This is a genomic window from Streptomyces sp. NPDC092952, from assembly GCF_044754785.1.
Classification (GTDB): Bacteria; Actinomycetota; Actinomycetes; order Streptomycetales; family Streptomycetaceae; genus Streptomyces.
In genome coordinates this window covers 52,787-67,915 of the sequence record NZ_JBIVPT010000018.1, presented here as the reverse complement: position 1 = coordinate 67,915, position 15,129 = coordinate 52,787, and the positions used below count along the sequence as shown (strand labels likewise).

Here is a 15,129-nt window from a genome sequence, read left to right as displayed (position 1 = left end):
ATGGCCTTCTGGACCGCAACTCCCCCGAGGAGATCCGCGCGTGGCGGGAGACGGGTTACCGGCTCGCCCAGGCCGAGGACGACCGGGTCGCCATCGTCACCATTCTCGCCGGGGCGCAGAAGAACGGTGACAAGGCACTCGTCGCGGAGATCAACGGGCTTCTCGACCGCGACTCCCCCGAGGAGATGCGTGCGTGGCTGGTGGCCTTCAGGTCTGCCTGACCCGGGTGATTCCAGCCCGGAGACGTCGCCCCGCTCCGGCGTGACGGCCGCTTCGCCGGGCTGGAGCCCGCCGGGGCGGATCACCGTCTGCCGACGGTGAACACCGGCCCGGCCGGGTTCGGCGGTCACTACGGTCCAGCTCCATGACGACGGTTACCACGCATACGATCGCCTACCCGGCCGACGGCCTGACGATGGTCGGGCACCTCGCGCTCCCGGCCGGTACCGGGCGGGGCCCAGCAGTGCTGGTCGGGCCCGAGGGGACGGGGCTCAGTGATGTCGAGCGTCAACGGGCCGAGGCTCTGGCCGAGTTGGGTTATGTGGCATTGGCCTTCGACCTCCACGGCGGGCGCTATCTGGAGGACCCGGAGGACATGTTGGCCCGTTGCATGCCGCTGCTCGCCGATCCCGACCGGATGCGCGGAATCGGTCACGCCGCGCTCGACGTGTTGCGTGCCGAGCCACGGGCCGACCTCGACCGGACCGCCGCCGTCGGCTACGGCACCGGGGGCGCGGTCGCGCTGGAACTCGGTCGCGACGGCGTCGACCTGCGCGCGATCGGGACGGTCAACGGCCTGATCACGGGCCGACCGGGCGAGGCGGCCCGCATTCGCTGCCCGGTATGGGCCGGGGTCGGGTCGGAGGACCCGATCATGTCGCCCGCGCAACGGGAGGCGTTCACCGCCGAGATGCAGGCCGCGGGCGTCGACTGGCGCCTCACGGTCTACGGCGGAGCCCTGCACGCCTTCCACCACCCATCGGTCGACCACACGGTGCGTCCCGGCGTCGGCTACCACCCGGCGCACGCGCAGCGGGCCTGGCGCGACATCGTCGACCTGCTGGCCGAGTGCCTGCCCGTAACGGCGTGATCCGGTCGGCTTCCGGCGCTCACCGCTGTCGCACCGTCCGGCCACAACGACCGCAGCTCCACCCGGGGATGAGCTCCGCAACCCACCGCGCGGGCAGTCGCGAAGCACCGCGAAGGCGCGGCGGCTCCTGCCTTGTCGGCCAGATGTGTCGAACAGCCCCCAAGTGTCACGTTCGGAGAAGGGGTGGAGGGGGCGGGGCGGTGCCTCGTCCGATCCCGAGGGGTCGGTGTGGGCCTTTGCCCACGGGGCGGGGCATGTGCGCCATGGCGCTGTGTCGCAGTTCTGCCAGGGGTACGCCGGCGCGGCACATTCCACGGCTCGCACCCGGGACACACGGTCCGCCCGGCCGGGAGACCACGCCGCTGCCCGCCGCTGCGTGAGCGGGACATTCCACGCCCATGCTGGTCGAGGTGCCTTCGACAGCCTCCACCTCCGCCTTCGACGCCGGGCGCCCGCACCCACGGTCGGGGCGGGCGTCCCGTACGGCCGGGTCAGTGACGGCCGCTGTAGGCGGGGGCCTGCGCCCCCGCTTCGTCCTCGGGCCGGGTGGGCCCGGCGGGACGGGCGAGGTTCTCACCCTCGATGTCGACCCGCGGGAGGATCCTGTCGATCCACCCGGGCAGGTGCCAGGCACGTCGGCCCAGCAGGGCCAGTACGGCGGGGACGACCGTCATGCGGACGACGAACGCGTCGAGGAGGACCGCCGCGGAAAGACCGAAGCCGAGCGCCTTGATCATCGCTTCGTCGGCGCCGATGAACCCGGCGAAGACGAACGTCATGATCAGCGCGGCGACGGTGACGACCCGGCCGCTGTGTCCGAACCCCTCGGTGATGGCCCGGCGCGGTTCGGCTCCGTGCACGTACGCCTCGCGGATGCGGGTGACGAGGAAGACCTGGTAGTCCATGGCGAGTCCGAAGACGATGCCGACGGTGAGGATCGGCATCAGGCTCATGATGGGGCCGGTGACCTCCAGACCGAAGAGGTCCTTGAGCCAGCCCCACTGGAACACGGCGACGAGCGCGCCGAGCGAGGCGAGGACCGACAGCAGGAATCCGAGGGCGGCCTTGAGCGGGACCAGCAGGGAGCGGAAGACCAGGATCAGGATGAGGAACGCGAGTCCGACGACGAGCCCCAGATAGGGGAGGATCGCGCTGGTGAACTTGGCGGAGACGTCGATGTTGAGGGCGGTGGTACCGGTCACCAGGGCCTCGGCGCCGCCGGTGAGGGCCGGGTCGTGGGTGATCTCGCGGATGCCGTGGACGAGGTCCTTGGTGGCGTCCCCCGCGGGCGCGCTGTCGGGGACGACGGTGATGATGGCGGTGTCGCCGTCCGGGTTGAACGCGGCCGGGGTGACCGCGGCGACGCCCTTCATCTTCTTGACGCGGTCGCCGAGTCCGGTGGCCGCGGCCTTGGCCGTGGCCGGGTCGTCATCGTTCACGACGAGGGTGAGCGGTCCGTTGAAGCCGGGGCCGAACGAGTCGGCCAGCATGTCGTAGGCCTTGCGCTGGGTCGTGGAGGCCGGCCGCGAACCGTCGTCGGGCAGCCCGAGCTCCAGCCCGGTGGCGGGCAGGGCCACGACCACCAGGCCGAGTACGGCGACGAGGAGGACCTTCAGCGGCCGGCGCAGGATGAATTCCGCCCACCGCTCGCCCAGCGGCTTCTTGCCGGGCGTCGTCTCCTGGGCGGGTACGGCCCGCCGCTCTCGGGCGGCGCGGCCCCGGACGCGCTCGGGGGCGAAGGCGAGCAGGGCCGGCACCAGCGTCACGGCGATCAGGACGGCGATGGTCACCGCACCGGCCGCGGCCAGGCCCATGGCCGTGAGGATGGGCAGGTTGACCACGGCCAGCCCGGCCAGCGCGATGACCACGGTCAGGCCGGCGAAGACGACGGCGGAGCCGGCGGTGCCGTTGGCGCGGGCGGCCGCCTCCCGGGCGTCATGGCCCTCGGCGCGCTCGGAGCGGTAGCGGGACACGATGAACAGCGCGTAGTCGATGCCGACCGCGATGCCGAGCATGGAGGCCAGCGCCGAGGTGCTGCTGTTGAGGTCGAGGGTCGCCGTCAGCCCGGCGATCGCGCTGGTGGTGATCCCGACGCCGATCAGGGCCGTCAGCAGCGGCATGCCGGCCGCGGCCAGCGAGCCGAAGGTGAGTACCAGGACGAGGGCGGCCAGCGCGAAACCGATCGCCTCGCTGGACATGCCGGCCTTGACCGGTGCGAGCGCGCTTCCGGACGCCTCGACGGCCAGGCCCCGGTCCCGCCCATGATCGAGGGCCCGGTCCAGGCGCTCGTGGTCGCCGTCGGTCAGGTTCCCGGCCTTGGCACGGTAGGTGACCTGGGCGTAGCCGGTGGACCGGTCGGCGCTGATCGCCCCGCTCCGGAAGGGATCGGTGACCTGGGCGATCCGCGGGGAGGAGCCCTTGACGTCCTTCAGGAGCCGGGTGACCTCCGCCTGCCGGGCGCCGGTGAGCTTCTCCCCGTCCGGTGCCCTGAAGACGATGCGGACGCCCGCGCCCTCGGCGTTGGCCGCGGGGAACTTCTCGCCGAGCAGATCGAACGCCTTCTGCGCCTCGGTGCCGGGCAGGGTGATGTTCTCATTGGCGCCGCCGCTTCGGCCGGCCGTGGCAGCGCCCACCGCGCCGAGCAGAACGACCCAGAGCAGCAGTACCAGCCAGCGGCGCCTGAAGGCGCCGCGGCCGATCCGGTGCAGGAACGTGGCCATGGAAAGGCTCCGAACGTGAGAGGGAGGGGAGGACCGTGTCACCGGCCGGTGATGGGGCGGGGACCCGCTGAGCTGCTCGCCGGGTCCCCGCCCGGCACGCCGGGCGCCGTCCCCACGGCCTCGGCGGGCCCCGGCCCGCGAGGTGCGCCACCGGGGACCGGAGATGGACGGGCACCGGATCACCGGGGCGGGTCCGGCGCCCGTGCTTCCCATCCTTCATCCCCGTACCGGCCCGGGACGTCAGACCGGAGCACGGTCCGTGACACGGGTTGTCGGCCGATCGGCCGACAGCTTCCGGCCGGAACGGACTCCTAGGCTGAGGGTGTGGACTCGACGCTTCCGTTCTCGCCGTCCGTGTGGCGCCTGGTCCGGGCGGGCGTGCTCGTCGTGCTGGCCCTGACCTGCTTCGCCGACTTCGCGGTGCTCTTCCTGCGGCACCCGCCGACGGAGACGGCGGTGACCAGCTGGATTCCGGTGTTCATCACAGGACCGCTGGCCGTCCTGTCCCTGCCCGACAACCGGTGGCTGCCCTCCCCGGCCCGGCGGGCCGCACTCGTGGCCGCGATGTCCCTGACCCTCAGCTGCGTATGCCTCTTCCTCCCGCAGCACTGGTCCGGCTGGGGCTTCCTGGAGATGATGGCGCTGCTGGCCCTGGTCATCCGGGTCCTCGCCCAGGGCCGTCCCGCCCGTACGGCGGGCTGGACCGTCGTCGCCCTGGTCGTCGCAGTGCTCGTCATGCCGCTGCGCAACCGGAACCCGGGTACCGCCGTCGGCGCCGTCTACGTGATCACCGTCGTCCTGGCCGTCTGTCTGATCCTCGGCACCGCCCTCCGTGCCCAGGAGGCCCGTCGGCGACGCGCCGTGCAGGACGTCCGCCAGGCCGAACGGCTCGCGCTCGCCCGCGACCTGCACGACCTGGTCGCCCATCACATGACCGGCATCATCGTCCAGGCCAACGCGGCCCGCACCATCCACGCCACCGCCCCCGACAAGGTCGAACCGATCCTGGAGGCGATCGCCCTCGCCGGAACCGAGACCCTGGAGTCCATGCGCCGGCTGGTCCGGGTCCTGCGCGAGGAGAACCACACCCCTCTACGCCCCGGCGACCTGCTGGCCGAACTCGGCGGACTGGCGGCGGAGTTCACCCGCCGCGACCCCGACGGCCCGCCCCTCCGGCTGGAGTTCACCGCCGCCGCCCGCAGCACCCGCTTCAGCCCCGAGGTCGAGACCTCCGCCTACCGGGTCGTGCAGGAAGCCCTCACGAACATCCGCCGCCACGCCCCGGGTGAACGCGCCACCGTCCACCTGGACGCCGTCGCCGACTGGCTGTACGTCACGGTCACCAACACCGCCCCGCACCACCAGCCCGCCCGCCCGGCCGGAGGCCACGGCGGCCTGGGCCTCGTCGGTCTGCGGGAACGCGTCGAAGCCCTGGACGGTACGTTCCGGGCCGGACCCACCGGCACCGGGCACTGGCAGGTCTCCGCCGCACTGCCCCGCCACCCCCAGCCCGGTACGTGAACCCGGGGCACCGGCACCCGCGGCCCGCGATCACGGTCGTGACGTGACCACGCCGTGCTCCCACGCCCAGGCCGCCGCCTCGACCCGGTTCCGTACACCGAGCTTGGTCTGGATGCGGCCCAGATACGTCTTCACCGACGACAGGGACAGGAACAGTTCGTCGCAGATCTCCTGGTTGGTGCGGCCGACCGCGACGAGCCGCACGATCTCCACCTCCCGGCTGCTCAGCCCCGCCGCCTCCACCCCTGCCCGGCCGCCGCCCGTCTCCGGCCGGGCGCCGAGCTGACGCAACAGGCGCACCGTCACCGCCGACGACACGAGCGCGTCACCGCGCGAGGCGGCCCGTACCGCCTCCACCAGCAGCGCGGGGGTGGCGTCCTTGAGCAGGAAGCCGCACGCGCCGAACCGCAGGGCGTCGCGCACGTAGTCGTCCTGGTCGAACGTCGTGATCACCACCACGTTCATCCGGGGATCGGCGTCCGGGCCCGCCAGCACACGGGTGACCTCCAGGCCGTCCAGGCGCGGCATCCGGACATCGACCAGCACGACGTCCGGGCGCAGCCGCCGTGCCAGCTCGACGCACTCGGCACCGTCACTGGCCACGCCGACCACCCGGATTCCGGGCTGGGCGTCCAGAATCATCTCGAATCCGGTGCGCACCAGCTCCTGGTCGTCCGCGATCACCACATCGATCAAGCCCTCAGCCACAGCCGGTTCCTATCACAGCGCCCTGTTCCTCCCGGGTTCCCCGCGGTTTCCTCCCGGGCTCCTTCCGGTTGGCGGCGGGCCTGGACGGGAATCGTGCGCAACGGCCGGACCACCAGGCGCGGGCGGACTAAAGTGACCGGCGTTATCACTCCGCGCAATCCGATGATCGCACAGGGGGAACAGTCATGAACTCACGAACAAGCGGCGCCTTACCCAGGACGCTGGCCGCTCTCGTGGCCGCGCTGGCCGTCGTACTCGGGCTGACCGCGCAGACCGGGACGGCACGGGCGGCCGAGACGTCCGGGCTCGCCGGGCTGACGTTCAGCTCCGCCGGCAACAACCGCAACCTGGACGTGCAGAACGGCAACACCGGCGACGGCGTCTACGTCGTCACCAACTCCGCGCCCGGCTACCACCAGCAGTGGACCGCCAACAAGCAGGCCGACGGCTCGTTCACCCTGGCCAACGACTTCACCGGGAAGTGCGTGGCGACCGGGCTGCCGCTGCGGCAGCAGTCCTGTTCCGGCGCCGCCGCGCAGCGGTGGTACTTCCAGCCCGTCACCGGCGCCGCCAACACGTTCATGATCCGCAACGTCGGCAACAACAGCTGCGTCGACATCGTGCTGAACGCCCAGTACGACGACGCCTGGACCCAGACCTACGGCTGCAACGGCTCCGCCGCCCAGCAGTGGCGGATCCCCGCCGCCTCCTCGGGCGACGCGATGGCCGCCGCCGTGGAGTACGCCTCCAAGCGCTGCCAGCAGGACGCGAGCAGCTGCTCCTGGACGAAGGGCACCCAGGCCCCCGCCGAGCCGCTGCCCGTCGAGTGTGTCTCGCCCGTCTGGTACAACGGCACGGGCGCGCCGGTGCCGTGGACGTTCACGCTGACCACCTCCAGCGGATGGTCCAGCGAGATCAGTGTGTCCTTCACGACGACCGTGGGCGCGGGGGCGCCGAGCCCGGTCCAGGCGAGCGTCGCCTCCACCCTCACGGACAAGGTGTCGTTCAACCTCAAGCAAGACCTGGGGAACAGCCTGACGATCACCGTCCCGCAGCAGCAGTACGGCTGGGTGGCGCTGTCGAAGCTCGCCACGAAGGTCACCGGTGACTGGACCTTCGACGCCAACGGCTACCCGTGGAAGGCGCACGACACCGTCACGGTGCCCCTGACCAGCGACGACCAGGGCCACGCCAGCATCTATCTGGCGAAGACCGCGCCCGCGTTCACCACCTGCGGCGGCTGAGTCAGACCGGTCGCAGCCACACCGTGGCCAGCGGCGGGAGCGTCGGCGTGATGCTGGTGCTCCTGCCGTGGGCCGGGACCGGCTCGGGCTTCAGCGGGCCGGATTCGCCGACGCCGCCACCGCCGTACCGGGCCGCGTCGGTGTTGAGCACCTCGGCCCAGGCCACCCGGTCCCCGGGCACCTCCGGAACGCCCAGCCGGTAGCCCTCGCGCACCACCGGGGAGAAGTTGCTGACCGCCAGCAGCGGCGAGCCGTGCCGGTCGAAGCGGAGGAAGGCGAAGACGTTGTCCTCGGCCGCCCCGCCGTCCACCCAGGCGAACCCCTCCGGGACGGTGTCGCGCTGCCAGAGCGCGGGCGTCTCCCCGTACACCCGGTTCAGGTCGCCGACCAGGGCGCGCACCCCCCGGTGGTCGCTCTCCGCGGCGTACGAGGGGTCGAGCAGCCACCAGTCCGGGCCGTGCCCCTCCGACCACTCCGCGCCCTGGGCGAACTCCTGTCCCATGAAGAGGAGTTGCTTGCCCGGGTGGGCCCACATGAAACCGAGGTAGGCGCGGTGGTCGGCGCGCTGCTGCCACCAGTCGCCGGGCATCTTGGAGACTAGCGCCCGCTTTCCGTGCACCACCTCGTCGTGCGAGATCGGCAGGACGTAGTTCTCGCTGTACGCGTACACCATCGAGAACGTCATCCCGTTGTGGTGGTACTTGCGGTGCACCGGCTCCTTCGTCATGTACTCCAGGGAGTCGTGCATCCAGCCCATGTTCCACTTGAGGCCGAAGCCCAGCCCGCCCAGGTCCGTGGCGCGGGTGACGCCGTCCCAGGCGGTGGACTCCTCCGCGATGGTCACCACCCCCGGACTGCGCCGGTAGACGGTGGCGTTCATCTCCTGGAGGAAGGAGACGGCGTCCGGGTTCTCCCGGCCGCCGTGCTCGTTCGGCGTCCACTGGCCGTCCTCGCGCGAGTAGTCGAGGTACAGCATCGAGGCGACGGCATCCACCCGCAGCCCGTCGACATGGAACTCCTCGCACCAGTAAGTGGCGTTGGAGACGAGGAAGTTGCGCACCTCGCGGCGCCCGTAGTCGAACTCCAGCGTGCCCCAGTCGGGATGCGCCGCCCGCGCCGGGTCGGGGTGCTCGTACAGAGGCCGGCCGTCGAACTCCGCCAGCGCCCACTCGTCGCGCGGGAAGTGCGCGGGCACCCAGTCGACGATCACCCCGATCCCGGCCCGGTGCAGCGAGTCGACCAGGAAGCGGAAGTCGTCGGGGGAGCCCAGCCGGGAGGTCGGGGCGTAGAAACCGGTGACCTGGTAGCCCCAGGAGCCGCCGAACGGGTGCTCCGCGACCGGCATCAGCTCCACATGGGTGAAGCCCAGGGCCCGCACGTACGCCGGGAGCTGCGCGGCCAGCTGGCGGTAGCCGAGCCCCGGCCGCCAGGACGGCAGATGCACCTCGTACACCGACATAGGCGCCTCGTGCGCCGGTACGTCGCCCCGGTGCGCCATCCACTCCTGGTCCCGCCAGACGTGGTGCGAGGCCGCCACGACCGAGGCGTTGGCGGGCGGCACCTCGGCCTGCCGGGCCATCGGGTCGGCGCGCAGCGTGTGCGAACCGTCCGGGCGGCAGAGGTCGAACTTGTAGAGCGCGCCCTCCCCGACCCCGGGGAGGAACAGCTCCCACACCCCGGTCGAGCCGAGTGAGCGCATCGGGTACGCGGTGCCGTCCCAGTGGTTGAAGTCCCCGGCCACCCGCACCCCGCGCGCGTTCGGCGCCCAGACGGTGAACCGGGTGCCCGCCACCCCCTGGTGCTCCATCGGCCGGGCCCCGAGCGCGGTCCACAGCTCCTCGTGCCGGCCCTCGCCGATCAGGTGCAGGTCCAGCTCGCCGAGCGCGGGCAGGAAACGGTACGGGTCGTCCGTCCCGACCTCGGCGTCCGGGTAGGCGACCAGCAGCCGGTACTCCGGCGGGGCGGCCACCGGAAGCAGTACGGAGAAGAAGCCGTCGCCCTCGTCGCGCAGCGGCGTCCGCACCCCGTCCGCGAGCACCGTCACCGACCGGGCGTACGGGCGCAGCACCCGCAGCTCCACTCCGCCCCGCACCGGATGGGCGCCCAGCAGGTCGTGCGGGGCGTGGTGCTCACCGGCGAGCAGCCGGGCGCGGTCGGCGCCGTCGAGGGGGCGTACGGCGCGCGGGCCGCCCCGGCGGGGGCGCGCCGGCTCGGCCCGGGGCGACCGGGCGGCGGGCCGGGCGGGAGCGGTGCGGGACGCCGTCCCGGCGGGAGGCCGGGCGGACGCGGTGCGGGCGGGCTTGCGGGCGGCGGTCACGGGGACGGGTCTCCTCGGCGGGTCGGGGCGGTGCGGAACGGTCCGGCGGCCGGTGCCGTGGTGCGGGTCTCAGTCCTCGGCGGCGGCCAGGCGGTGGATCGCGGCCATCGGGACCGGCAGCCAGTCGGGCCGGTGCCGGGCCTCGTACAGCACCTCGTACACCGCCTTGTCGGTCTCGTGGGCGCGCAGCAGCTCCGGTTCGCCGCGCGGGTCGGTGCCCGCGGTCTCGGCGTACCCCTCGCAGTAGGCGGTACGGCAGCGGGCCGCCCAGGCGTCGTTCCACGGGCGGTGCGAGCGGGCCGCGTAGTCGAAGGAGCGGAGCATCCCGGCGACGTCCCGGACCGGGAGCTGCGGGCGGCGGCGCTCGTGCAGCGGCCGGGCCGGTTCGCCCTCGAAGTCGATCAGCGACCAGAACCCGTCGGCGGCGCGGAGGGTCTGGCCGAGGTGGAGGTCGCCGTGGACCCGCTGGGCCGCCCAGTCCCGGCCCCGGTCGCCCAGCGCGGCCACCGCGTCGAAGGCGGTGCGCAGCCCGGGGACGTACGGGACGAGCGCCGGCACCGCCTGGGCGGCGGACTCCAGCCGCCCCACCATCGCGGCGGCCAGCTGCTCGGTCTGGGCGCGGTGCAGGGCGGGTGTCGGCAGGGCGGCGGCGAGCGCGGTGTGCACCTCGGCGGTGGCCCGGCCCAGGGCGCGGGCCTCGGGGGCGAAGTCCCGGCCCTCCGCGAGGGCGCGCAGCGCGAGCCCCCAGCCGTCCTCGGCGCCGCCCAGGAACGGCTGGAGCACGCCGAGGGTGAGCGGCCCGGGCGTGCGGGCCTCGAACCAGGCGACCGGCGCGGGCACCCGGCCGCACCCCTCCCGGGCCAGCGCCAGCGGCAGCTCCAGGTCCGGGTTGGTGCCCGGGAAGAGCCGCCGGAAGATCTTGAGGATGTAGGTGTCGCCGTAGACGAGCGAGGTGTTGGACTGCTCGGTCTCCAGCGGGCGGGGGGCGAGCCGGGCGGGGACGGCCGGGCCGCTCCCGTCGAAGCGCAGGACGCCCAGGGTGCCGGGGGTACGGAATCGTTCCAGCAGCACTCCGGCCAGGTGCGGGTCGTGCAGCCCCTCGTAGACGGTGTGCCCGGCGAGCGGCCCCTCCCGCACCCGGCCGATGAGCGCGGGGGCGAGCCGGGGCGGCAGCACGGTCCGCACCCCGAGCAGCAGTTGGTAGCAGTCGTCCGGGGAGTGCCCGGGGGCGGCCGGCTGGTGGACCCGGACCAGCAGATGGAGCAGCCCGGCGCCGGTCCCGGTGCCCACCGGCAGGATCTCGGTCGCCGACACCAGCGAGAAGCCGGTGACCGGCCGCCCCTTCCCGGCGAACCAGCGCTGCCGGGGCAGCCAGCCGTGCAGCAGCGGGGCGAGCGACGGGAGCAGGCCGGTGCCGCGCGGCGGGGCGGCCCGTGTGGATACAGCCTCCGACATGGCGTCGAATCCTTTCCCCGGGCACACCACAGGATGCGGAGAGTGTCCTGGATTGCTGTGGTCGATGTCCTTCTGTGTGGAACGTGTCGGGGCGGGATGGTCCGTACGGCCCGCCCGGTGCGGGCGGGCCGGCGTCCTCGGGATCAGCCCGCCGCCGCGTCCGCGTGCAGCCGGAACCAGTAGAAGCCGTGCCCGGCCAGGGTCAGCAGGTACGGCAGCCGGCCGACCGCCGGGAACCGCACCCCGCCGATCAGCTCCACCGGGCGGCGCCCGGTGAAGGCCCCGAGGTCCAGCTCGGTCGGCTGCGGGAACCGGGAGAAGTTGTGCACGCAGAGCACCAGGTCGTCGCCGTGCTCCCGGGTGAAGGCCAGCACCGCCGGGTTGGACGAGGGCAGTTCGTCGTACGAGCCGAGACCGAAGGCGGGGTTCTGCTTGCGGATCTCGATCATCCGCCGCGTCCAGTGCAGCAGCGAGGACGGCGACGACATCGACGCCTCCACGTTGGTGACCTGGTAGCCGTAGACCGGGTCCATGATCGTCGGCAGGTAGAGCCGGCCGGGGTCGCTGGAGGAGAACCCGGCGTTCCGGTCGGGGGTCCACTGCATCGGGGTGCGGACGCCGTCCCGGTCGCCCAGCCAGATGTTGTCGCCCATCCCGATCTCGTCCCCGTAGTAGAGGATCGGGGAGCCGGGCAGCGACAGCAGCAGCGCGGTGAACAGCTCGATCTGGTTGCGGTCGTTGTCCAGCAGCGGGGCGAGCCGGCGCCGGATGCCGATGTTGGCCCGCATCCGCGGGTCCTTGGCGTACTCCGCGTACATGTAGTCGCGCTCTTCGTCCGTCACCATTTCGAGGGTCAGCTCGTCGTGGTTGCGGAGGAAGATGCCCCACTGGCAGTTCCCCGGGATCGCCGGGGTCTTGGCCAGGACCTCGGAGACGGGGTAGCGGCTCTCCCGCCGTACGGCCATGAAGATCCGCGGCATCACCGGGAAGTGGAACGCCATGTGGCACTCGTCGCCGCCCGCCGCGTAGTCGCCGAAGTAGTCGACGACGTCCTCCGGCCACTGGTTGGCCTCGGCGAGCAGCACGGTGTCCGGGTAGTGCGCGTCGATCTCCGCGCGGACCCGCTTGAGGAAGGAGTGCGTCTCGGGCAGGTTCTCGCAGTTGGTGCCCTCGCGCTGGTACAGGTAGGGCACGGCGTCCAGCCGGAAGCCGTCGATGCCGAGGTCCAGCCAGAAGCGGAGCGCGGAGACGATCTCCTCCTGCACCGCCGGGTTCTCGTAGTTGAGGTCCGGCTGGTGGGAGAAGAACCGGTGCCAGTAGTACTGCCCGCGCACCGGGTCGTAGGTCCAGTTGGACGTCTCGGTGTCGACGAAGATGATCCGGGCGTCCGGGAACTGCTTGTCGTCGTCGGCCCAGACGTAGTAGTCGCCGTACGGCCCGTCCGGGTCCTTGCGGGACTGCTGGAACCACTCGTGCTGGTCGCTCGTGTGGTTCATCACGAAGTCGATGATCACGCGCATCCCGCGCTGGTGCGCGGCGTCGACGAACTCCACGAAGTCGGCCAGGTCGCCGAATTCCGGCAGCACCGCCGTGTAGTCGGAGACGTCGTAACCGCCGTCGCGCAGGGGGGACTTGAAGAACGGCGGCAGCCAGAGGCAGTCGACGCCGAGCCACTGGAGGTAGTCCAGCTTGGCGGTGATGCCCTTGAGGTCGCCGATGCCGTCGCCGTTGGAGTCCTGGAAGGACCTGACGAGCACCTCGTAGAAGACGGCGCGCTTGAACCAGTCGGGATCGCGGTCCTTGGCGGGGGTGTCCTCGAACATGTCGTGGACGGGCTCATTGACGATCATGGTGTGGGTGACCCTCCGGTCGACGGAAACGGTCGCAGGACGACGATGTGCGCGGGCGTGACGCCTGGCTCCAGACGCACATAGAAGGTCCTGCCCCAGTGATAGGTGTCGCCGGTGAGCTCGTCGCGCACCGGCACTGACTCGTGCCGGTCGAGGCCGAGTCGCGGCATGTCCAACGAGACCGTGGCCTCGTGGGTGTGGTGCGGGTCGAGGTTGACGACCACCAGAACGGTGTTCGACCCCGAACGCTTGCTGTACGCGATCACCGCCTCGTCGTCGGTGGGGTGGAAGTGGACGTCGCGCAGCTGCTGGAGCGCCGGGTTGCGGCGGCGGACACGGTTGAGGGCGGTGATCAGCGGGGCCAGTGAGCGGCCCTCGCGCTCCGCCGCCGCCCAGTCCCGGGGCCGGAGTTCGTACTTCTCCGAGCCGAGGTACTCCTCGCCGCCGGGCGCGGCCGGGGTGTTCTCGCACAGCTCGTAGCCCGCGTACACGCCCCAGGACGGGGAGAGCGTCGCGGCCAGCACGGCCCGCGCCTCGAAGGCCGGACGGCCGCCGTCCTGGAGGTGGCCGGGGAGGATGTCCGGTGTGTTCACGAAGAAGTTGGGCCGCATGTACGCGGCGGACTCGCCCGCCAGCTCCGTGACGTAGTCGGTGAGTTCCCGCCGGGTCTCGCGCCAGGTGAAGTACGTGTACGACTGCTGGAAGCCGACCGCGGCGAGCGCCTTCATCATGGCCGGCCGGGTGAACGCCTCGGCGAGGAAGATCACGTCGGGATCGGTCCCGTTGACCTCCCCGATCACCCGCTCCCAGAAGACCACCGGTTTGGTGTGCGGGTTGTCGACCCGGAAGATCCGCACCCCGTGGCCCATCCAGAACCGCAGGACGCGCACCGATTCGGCGACCAGCCCGTCCATGTCCCGGTCGAAGGCGATCGGGTAGATGTCCTGGTACTTCTTCGGCGGGTTCTCGGCGTACGCGATCGACCCGTCCGCCCGGTGGTGGAACCACTCCGGATGGCGCTGGACCCAGGGGTGGTCGGGGGAGCACTGGAGCGCGAAGTCGAGCGCCACCTCCATCCGCAGCCGGTGGGCCACGTCCACGAAGTGGTCGAAGTCGTCCAGGGTGCCGAGGTCGGGGTGGACCGCGTCGTGGCCGCCCTCGGCGGAGCCGACCGCCCAGGGCACCCCCACGTCCTGCGGACCGGCCACCAGGCTGTTGTCGCGGCCCTTGCGGTGGGTGGTCCCGATCGGGTGCACGGGCGGCAGGTAGACCACGTCGAAGCCCATCGCCGCGACGCCCGGAAGCCGCTCGGCGGCCGTCCGGAACGTGCCGCTCACCACCCGGCCGGGCCGCCCGCCGCGCCCCGGCTCCACCCGGGCCCCCTCCGAGCGGGGGAACAGCTCGTACCAGGAGCCGAACAGCGCCCGGCGCCGCTCCACCACCAGCGGCAGCGGCCCGGACGAGGAGACCGGTTCGCGCAGCGGGTACCGCTCCAGCGCGGCCCGCGCCTTGGGGGCGAGCGCCGCCGCCAGCCGGGCGGCCGCCGGGCGGGAGGCGTCGCGGAGCGCGTCGGCCGCCGCCAGCACCGCCTCCCGGCCGTCCCGCTTCGGCACCCCCTCGGCCGCCCGCTCGTACAGCTCGGCGCCCTCGGCCAGGACCAGCGCGGTGTCGAGGTCCGCCGGGACCTTGATCGCGGCGTGCCGCAGCCAGGTGGTGACCGGGTCGCCCCAGCCCTCCACCGCGTACGTCCAACGGCCCTCCGCCTCCGGGGTGACCTCGGCGCCCCACCGGTCGGTGCCGGGGGCCAGCTCCCGCATCGGGATCCACGGGCCGGGCCGCCCGTCCGGACCCACCAGCACCACGTTGGCGGCCACCGTCTCATGGCCCTCGCGGAAGACCGTCGCGGTGACCTGGAAGGTCTCACCGGCGACCGCCTTGGCGGGCCGTTGGCCGCGGTCGACGAGCGGGCGGACGTCGAGCACGGGGATGCGACCGATCAATGGACTCACCTGGGACAGGGCCTCGGGCCGGTGGTGGGGGCGTGGCGCGGTGGCGGAACGCGGGATCCGCGTACCGCTGCCGACGGGTTTCGCTCCTTTCTAACCGCTTCGCGGCCGGTCGGCAGGGCGTGGCCGGGGCCGTCCCCGTCCGCTTCACCCGACTGGCAGCCGCGGGCCCCGGCGCGGGAACGGAAATCGGCGCCCGCCCGGACGGAGTACACCGC

9 protein-coding genes and 1 pseudogene are annotated in these 15,129 nt (G+C 72.6%); 4 read left to right on the top strand and 6 right to left on the bottom strand.

Translation table 11 applies throughout. The features are described from left to right. Nucleotides 1–221, top strand: a pseudogene (locus ACIQGQ_RS30555) (hypothetical protein); the annotation flags it as partial. Nucleotides 222–364: 143 nt separating this feature from the next. Continuing rightward, on the top strand, nucleotides 365–1,090 hold the full coding sequence (locus tag ACIQGQ_RS30550; protein ID WP_402401777.1) for a dienelactone hydrolase family protein: 726 nt from the start codon (nucleotides 365–367) through the stop codon (nucleotides 1,088–1,090). A gap of 491 nt (nucleotides 1,091–1,581) precedes the next feature. On the opposite strand, the gene ACIQGQ_RS30545 is transcribed toward ACIQGQ_RS30550, so the two are convergent. Beyond that, nucleotides 1,582–3,810: an MMPL family transporter gene (locus ACIQGQ_RS30545; protein WP_402401774.1), complete on the bottom strand. Its 2,229-nt coding sequence runs from the start codon at nucleotides 3,808–3,810 to the stop codon at nucleotides 1,582–1,584. A gap of 324 nt (nucleotides 3,811–4,134) precedes the next feature. Between ACIQGQ_RS30545 and ACIQGQ_RS30540 the strand changes: the two genes are divergently transcribed. Beyond that, nucleotides 4,135–5,331 carry a sensor histidine kinase gene (locus tag ACIQGQ_RS30540; protein ID WP_402401771.1) on the top strand — a complete coding sequence of 399 codons (1,197 nt, stop codon included), beginning with the start codon at nucleotides 4,135–4,137 and terminating at the stop codon, nucleotides 5,329–5,331. A gap of 30 nt (nucleotides 5,332–5,361) precedes the next feature. Here ACIQGQ_RS30540 and ACIQGQ_RS30535 read toward each other — a convergent pair whose 3' ends face one another. Then, on the bottom strand, nucleotides 5,362–6,039 hold the full coding sequence (locus ACIQGQ_RS30535) for a response regulator (RefSeq protein ID WP_402401769.1): 678 nt from the start codon (nucleotides 6,037–6,039) through the stop codon (nucleotides 5,362–5,364). A gap of 185 nt (nucleotides 6,040–6,224) precedes the next feature. Between ACIQGQ_RS30535 and ACIQGQ_RS30530 the strand changes: the two genes are divergently transcribed. Next, on the top strand, nucleotides 6,225–7,283 hold the full coding sequence (locus tag ACIQGQ_RS30530) for an RICIN domain-containing protein (protein ID WP_402401766.1): 1,059 nt from the start codon (nucleotides 6,225–6,227) through the stop codon (nucleotides 7,281–7,283). Nucleotide 7,284: 1 nt separating this feature from the next. Here ACIQGQ_RS30530 and glgB read toward each other — a convergent pair whose 3' ends face one another. The 4 genes from glgB to ACIQGQ_RS30510 all read right to left on the bottom strand — a co-directional run bounded on the left by glgB (nucleotide 7,285) and on the right by ACIQGQ_RS30510 (nucleotide 14,905). Then, on the bottom strand, nucleotides 7,285–9,600 hold the full coding sequence (gene glgB, locus ACIQGQ_RS30525) for a 1,4-alpha-glucan branching enzyme (protein WP_402401763.1): 2,316 nt from the start codon (nucleotides 9,598–9,600) through the stop codon (nucleotides 7,285–7,287). A gap of 69 nt (nucleotides 9,601–9,669) precedes the next feature. Beyond that, entirely contained in the window at nucleotides 9,670–11,055 is a 1,386-nt protein-coding gene (locus tag ACIQGQ_RS30520) for a maltokinase (RefSeq protein ID WP_402401760.1), read from the bottom strand. 143 nt (nucleotides 11,056–11,198) lie between these two features. Beyond that, entirely contained in the window at nucleotides 11,199–12,905 is a 1,707-nt protein-coding gene (gene treS / locus ACIQGQ_RS30515) for a maltose alpha-D-glucosyltransferase (protein WP_402401757.1), read from the bottom strand. Next, a complete protein-coding gene (locus tag ACIQGQ_RS30510; RefSeq protein ID WP_402401754.1) occupies nucleotides 12,902–14,905 on the bottom strand; it encodes an alpha-1,4-glucan--maltose-1-phosphate maltosyltransferase in 2,004 nt (667 codons plus the stop codon). Before ACIQGQ_RS30510 ends, treS begins: the two co-directional genes overlap by 4 nt. Nucleotides 14,906–15,129 lie beyond the last annotated feature (224 nt).